A 1933-nucleotide genomic window follows, 5' to 3' on the forward strand; every position below is an offset into this window, starting at 1 on the left:
ACCCGGCCGCGAGGCCGTCGTCGAACGCCGCCACGACCTCGGCGCCCGTCGCGTGCACGCGCTCGGCAACCAGACGCCCCGGGTACGCGGCGTCTCCGAGCCGGAACGTGACGGCTTCGCCCGAACCCACCCCGCGGGACAGCTGCGCCCCGACGCCGGTTCCGCCGGTGCTCGCGCCGCCGAGCGCGCCGAAGTCCTCGAACCGCACGCCCAGCACCGGGCTGAGCTGCGTCAGGAATCCGCCGTCGCGGAACTGGTCGTGCCCGTCGACGATGTCGGTGAAGGGGCCCGCGAGCAGCGTGCCTCCGGCTGCGACGAACCGCTCGAGTGCGAGCGCGCCCTCCTCGCGCAGGAGGTACAGCAGGGGTGCGACTACGAGGTCGTACCCGCCGTCGACCTCTTCAGGGCCGATGATGTCGACCTGGATCTTGCGCGCGTAAAACGCGCCGTACCAGTCGAGGACGAGCGCGAGGTAGTCGACCTCGGTCGGGTGGTCGCGCTCCTCGACGGCCCACCAGCTCTCCCAGTCGAACACCAGGGCCACGTGCGAGTCTCGACCGGGCGCGGGCAGCTCAGGCAGTGCCGCCAGGCGCGCGCCGAGCTCGGTGACGGCGTTCCACACTCGGGTCTCGGTGCCGGCGTGCGGCAGCATCGCCGAGTGGAACTTCTCGCTGCCCGCGCGGGACTGCCGCCACTGGAAGAACATGATGCCGTCGGCTCCGCGGGCGATGGACTGCGCCGTCTCGGCCATGAGCGCGCCCGGGCGCTTGCCCGGGTTCGTCGGGCGCCAGTTGACGGCATCCGTCGCCTGCTCCCACAGCAGCCACGGCACGCCGGGCTTGAGGGAACGCACGAGATCGCGCTGGAAGGCCGCATCGCGCACGCGGTGCGGATTGGACGGGTCGGGGTAGCAGTCGTCGGCGATGACGTCCATGAACGGCGCCCACCGGCGATAGTCGGCCGGCTTGAACGGACCCATGAAGTTCGTCGTGATCGGCTGCGTCGCGCCCGCCGCGAGAAGGATCTCGCGCTCCATGAGGTAACACTCGAGCAGCATGTCGGACGTGAACCGGCGGTAGTCGAGCATCGACGAGGGGTTGTGGCTGTAGGGGGCGAGGCGTGGCGGGAAGATCTCGTCGAACGACCCGTAGCGCTGCGACCAGAAGCTCGTGCCCCACGCGTCGTTGAGCGCGTCGACACTGGCGTACCGGTCGCGCAGCCACACGCGGTAGGCGTCGCGCGCGGCGTCCGAGAAGTCCATCGGCAGGTGGCACCCGAACTCATTGCCGACGTGCCACATCACCACGGCCGGGTGAGGGGCGTAGCGCTCGGCGAGGCGGCGCACGAGCTCACCGGCGAGGCGCCGGTACGTCGGCGACGAGGGGGCGAAGTGCTGGCGGCTGCCCGGCCAGTACGAGGCGCCCGCCTCGTCGGCGGGCAGCGTCTCAGGATGGTTCGCGCTCACCCACGGCGGCGGAGAGGCGGTCGCCGTCGCGAGGTTCACCCGGATGCCGCCGGCGTGCAGCTTGCCGATGATCGTGTCGAGCCAGGCGAAGTCCCACACGTCCTCGGCGGGCTGGATGCGCGACCACGCGAAGATGCCGAGGCTCACGATGTTGACGCCGGCCTCCTGCATCAGGCGGACGTCCTCGTCCCACACCTCTTCCGGCCACTGGTCGGGGTTGTAGTCGGCGCCGTACAGCACGTCGAGCAGCTCCTGTTCTGGGGTGGTCCGAGCGGCGGTCAGCGCCGGCCGCGGCGAGCGGGCACGGCGACGACCGCGAAGGCGGCGCAGCCGAGCCCGGCGATGATCAGGGGGATCAGCATCCAGGTCACGACGCCCGCGAGCACGGCGGCCGCGGCGAGGTACATCGCGCCGATCGGGTCGGCCGTGACGGCCGACGGGATGCCGTGGACCGCGGTGCGCCAGCCG

Annotated in this window: 1 protein-coding gene and 1 pseudogene; both read right to left on the minus strand. The window is 71.7% G+C overall.

Annotated features, from left to right (window positions below; all coding sequences use genetic code 11):
- The coding region (locus EIO58_RS17040) for a beta-galactosidase (RefSeq protein WP_164861830.1) at window positions 1-1705 on the minus strand (1705 nt) is incomplete at its 3' end.
- A gap of 38 nt (window positions 1706-1743) precedes the next feature.
- Window positions 1744-1933: pseudogene (locus EIO58_RS17045) on the minus strand (hypothetical protein); the annotation flags it as partial.

Source organism: Microbacterium sp. CPCC 204701 (genome assembly GCF_004010105.1).
Taxonomy (GTDB): Bacteria; Actinomycetota; Actinomycetes; order Actinomycetales; family Microbacteriaceae; genus Microbacterium.